Origin of the sequence: Ramlibacter aquaticus (assembly GCF_015159745.1) — a bacterium.
Classification (GTDB): Bacteria; Pseudomonadota; Gammaproteobacteria; order Burkholderiales; family Burkholderiaceae_C; genus Ramlibacter; species Ramlibacter aquaticus.
The window spans coordinates 1-3,613 of record NZ_JADDOJ010000146.1 but is presented as its reverse complement, the minus strand read 5'-3'; the positions used below and the strand labels follow the sequence as shown (position 1 = coordinate 3,613).

The 3,613-nt window shown below is 73.6% G+C and carries 6 protein-coding genes; all 6 read left to right on the top strand.

The features are described from left to right. Positions 1-142: 142 nt before the first annotated feature. Positions 143-613, top strand: a complete 471-nt coding sequence (locus IM725_RS19750) for a response regulator (protein ID WP_193782353.1) — start codon at positions 143-145, stop codon at positions 611-613. 22 nt (positions 614-635) lie between these two features. After that, complete coding sequence (locus IM725_RS19745) at positions 636-1,010, top strand: hypothetical protein (RefSeq protein ID WP_193782352.1); 375 nt, start codon at positions 636-638, stop codon at positions 1,008-1,010. A gap of 125 nt (positions 1,011-1,135) precedes the next feature. Continuing rightward, on the top strand, positions 1,136-1,492 hold the full coding sequence (locus IM725_RS19740) for an ArsR/SmtB family transcription factor (RefSeq protein ID WP_193782351.1): 357 nt from the start codon (positions 1,136-1,138) through the stop codon (positions 1,490-1,492). A 77-nt stretch (positions 1,493-1,569) separates the two neighbouring features. Further along, positions 1,570-1,932: a hypothetical protein gene (locus IM725_RS19735; RefSeq protein WP_193782350.1), complete on the top strand. Its 363-nt coding sequence runs from the start codon at positions 1,570-1,572 to the stop codon at positions 1,930-1,932. A 78-nt stretch (positions 1,933-2,010) separates the two neighbouring features. After that, on the top strand, positions 2,011-3,081 hold the full coding sequence (locus IM725_RS19730; RefSeq protein WP_193782349.1) for a YeeE/YedE family protein: 1,071 nt from the start codon (positions 2,011-2,013) through the stop codon (positions 3,079-3,081). A gap of 9 nt (positions 3,082-3,090) precedes the next feature. Continuing rightward, the gene (locus IM725_RS19725) at positions 3,091-3,594 is read left to right on the top strand and encodes a YeeE/YedE thiosulfate transporter family protein (RefSeq protein ID WP_193782348.1); all 504 of its coding nucleotides are present in this window, start codon (positions 3,091-3,093) and stop codon (positions 3,592-3,594) included. Positions 3,595-3,613 lie beyond the last annotated feature (19 nt).

The window sequence follows — 3,613 nt, the reverse complement described above, 5'->3', positions numbered from 1 at the left end:
GGGCGGGCGCCCAGGGGCGAGCTCTCCGGGGCTAAGAAAATGACCTAACGCCCTAAACGATTAAATCATCATAATCATTCTTAATGAATTTACCGAGCAACCCGGTCGCGGCAGGCGGCTGGCAAGGCCCCCCGCGCACGGCATGACGCAGAAGAAACACCTCCTGGAACCCGGCTGGGTCTATGTCGTTGACGACTCGGCGCCCGCGCTGAAGTACGCCGAGTGGCACCTGCGCCGGCTGGGCTGGCGCGTCTTCGCCTTCCCGGATGCGAGGGCCTGCGTGCAGGCGCTGGGCAGCCACGCCCCCGAGGCCATGCTGCTGGACATCGGCCTGCCGGACGGCTCGGGCTACGTGATCGCCACCCGGCTGCGCCGCAACACCGCCACGCGCAGGATGCGCATCGTGGCCTACACCGGCATGGTGGCCGAGGAGCGCCAGGTGCTGCCCGAGGCCGGCTTCGACGCCGTCATCGCCAAGCCGGGGCGGGCCGAAGACTTCGCCCGCCACCTGCCCACGCCGCAGGACGGCGATTCGCTGGTCCGCCTGGCGTCCTGGAAGTCCGCGGCGGCGGCCACCAGCCCGGGCAGTGCGCTGCTGCGCCACTGCGCCTGAGCCTTTACCTGGAGAACTTCGAATGGCCCATGCCGCACAGGTCCTGGCACACGCCGATCCGGTGATCGTGGCCGGCCCCGGCTTCGTCCGCATCACCCCGCCCGTGGACATGGCGCTGCGCGAGATGCTCGCCCGCATCGAGGGGCTGGGCCACTGGATCCGCGGCCTGCCCTCGCCCGGCGTGCTCATCGACATGCGCGAGCACACCCATGTGGGGCCGACCGAGAACGTGCTGCTGGGTCACCACTGCGGACAGCACCTGCGCGGCGCCCGCGTCGCGGTGCTGGTGCCCTGCCGCGACGGCCAGGGCCAGCAGGCCGCACGCCGCCTGGGCCTGGACATGCGCTCCTTCGAGGACGAGGACTGGGCCCTGGACTGGCTGCGCGGGGAGGGCTGAGCGCCCCTCAGGCGCGGCCGGGGCCGCATCCGCCGGGCAGCGACGTCGCCGGTCGCCGGACCGCCGCCCCGGGCTTGCGCATTTTGCTTATTTACGTAAGTGAGCAACAAGCATAGGATTTGCGCGTGAAAGACCTCTCGCCCGAACTCCTGGCCCGCGTGGCGGACTATTTCCGCATCCTGTCCGAGCCGACGCGGCTGCAGCTGCTCAACCTGCTGCGCGAGGGAGAGCACAACGTGGGCGAACTGGCGGGGCGCACCGGCTTCACGCCGGCGAACGTCTCGCGCCACATGGCCCAGCTGATGGCGCAGGGCATGGTGAGCCGCGAGGCCCGCGGCACGGCCGTGTACTACCGCATCGCCAACGCCACGGTGTACGAGCTGTGCGACCTGGTCTGCGGCGCCATCGCGAGCCACCAGGAGAAGCAGGCCCGCGGCGCGGCGGCCCTGCGCTCGGGCGCGGCGCGCAGCCGCGCACGCTGAACCCCCGGCTTGATGCCGGTCAAGGCCGTGCCGGCGCGCGCGGCGGAGACTGCGCCCATCACTCCCTCGAGGCCGCCATGAAATTGCCGACCCCCTTCCTGCTCACCCTCGCCCTCGTGCCCGCGCTGTGCGCGGCGCAGTCACCCGCCCCCGCGCCGGCGGTCCCCGCCGCGTCGGCCGGCGCCCCCGGCCCCGGGCCAGGGCGCGGCCCCGGGCCGCGCGGCGGCCGCTGGGGTTCGGGCTACACGCCCGGCTGGAGCCTGATGACGCCCGAGGAGCGCGACCAGCAGCGCGAGGCGATGCGCCATGCCGACACCTACGAGGCGTGCCGCAAGGCTATGGCCGAGCACCACGAGCGCATGGCGCAGCGCGCGGCCGAGCGCGGCGTGCAACTGCCCACGCCGCGCCACGACGCGTGTGCCGGACTGCCGCGCCCGTGAGCGGCACGCCCGGGTCCCAGGGTGGCCGTCCCCGGCCCGCGCGCGGTGGGGCCGTGCTGAAGCGGCCGGGGTCCTGAGATGGACCTGCTGGCCTGGGTCGATCGGGTGGGCGAGGCGCCGCTGCTGGCGACGGGCGGCGCCCTGGTGGGCCTCGCGTTCGGCTTCTTCGCCCAGCGCTCCAGCTTCTGCCTGCGCGCCGCGGTGATCGAGTTCTGGCGCCGCGAGCCCGGCGAGCGGCTGGCGGTGTGGCTGCTGGCCTTTTCGGCCGCGGTGGTCGCACTGCAGGCCCTGCTGCTGGCCGGCTGGGTGGACCTGAGCGGCACCCGGCAGCTCGCCGCGCGCGGCAGCCTCTCGGGCGCGCTGCTCGGCGGCCTGCTGTTCGGTGCGGGCATGATCATGGCGCGCGGCTGCGCGAGCCGGCTGCTGGTGCTGTCCGCCGCGGGCAACCTGCGGGCCCTGCTCTCGGGCCTGGTGTTCGCGGTGACGGCGCAATCCGCGCTGTCCGGTGCGCTGGCGCCGCTGCGCGAGCAGCTGGGCGGCTGGTGGACCGTGGACGGCGGCGCCCCGCGCGACCTGCTGGCGATCACCCACGCCGGGCACGCGGGCGGCCTGGCCTTCGGCGCGCTGTGGCTGGTGGCGGCGCTCTGGTACTCGATCCGCAGCGGGCGCCGGCTGTGGAAGTGGCTGGGCGGCCTGGGCACCGGGCTCAGCGTGGCGCTGGCCTGGTCCTTCACCGGCACCGTGGCGGCGAGCTCCTTCCAGGTGGTGCCCATCCAGGGCATCACCTTCAGCGGGCCCTCCGCCGAGTGGCTGATGCGCGTGCTCGCGCGGCCGGGGCCGCCGATGGGCTTCGACTTCGGCCTGCTGCCCGGCGTGTTCGCCGGTGCCTTCCTGGGCGCGCTGGCCGGGCGCGAGCTCAAGCTGGAAGGCTTCAAGGACGGCTACGGCATGCGCCGCTACATCGCGGGCGCCATGCTCATGGGCTTCGGCGCCATGCTGGCCGGCGGCTGCGCGGTGGGGGCGGGCCTGAGCGGCGGTTCCCTGTTCTCGCTGACAGCCTGGCTGGCCCTGTGCGGCATGTGGCTGGGCGGTGGCATCGCCGACCGCCTGCTCGACCGGCTGCCCGTGCAGCACAGGGTCGCACCCTAGAATCGGCCGATGACCACCGATGAGCTGAGCCGGCTGACCCAGGCCGTGCTGTGGGGCGCTTTCCTGCTGGCGGCGCTGCTGGGTGCGCTGGTGCAGCGCACCGGCTTCTGCACCATGGGCGCCGTGAGCGATGCCGTGCTGCTGGGCAGCTGGACCCGGCTGCGCCAGTGGGCGCTGGCCACGGGCACGGCGATGGCCGGCTTCGCGGGCCTGGTGGCCCTGGGCTGGCTGCGGCCCGACCAGACCCTGTACGCCTCGACCCGCTGGCTGTGGCTGTCCGCGCTGTCGGGCGGCCTTCTGTTCGGCTTCGGCATGGTGCTGTCCTCGGGCTGCGTCAGCAAGACGCTGGTGCGGGTGGGGGCCGGCAACCTCAAGGCCCTGGTGGTGCTGCTGGTGGCGGCCCTGTCGGGCTTCGCCACGCTCAAGGGCCTCACGGCGGTGCTGCGCTCACTCACCGTGGACCGGGTCGGCGTGGGCTTCGGCGTGAATGCCGACCCGGTCCACGGTGAGTGAGCGCAGCACCGCCGTGAGG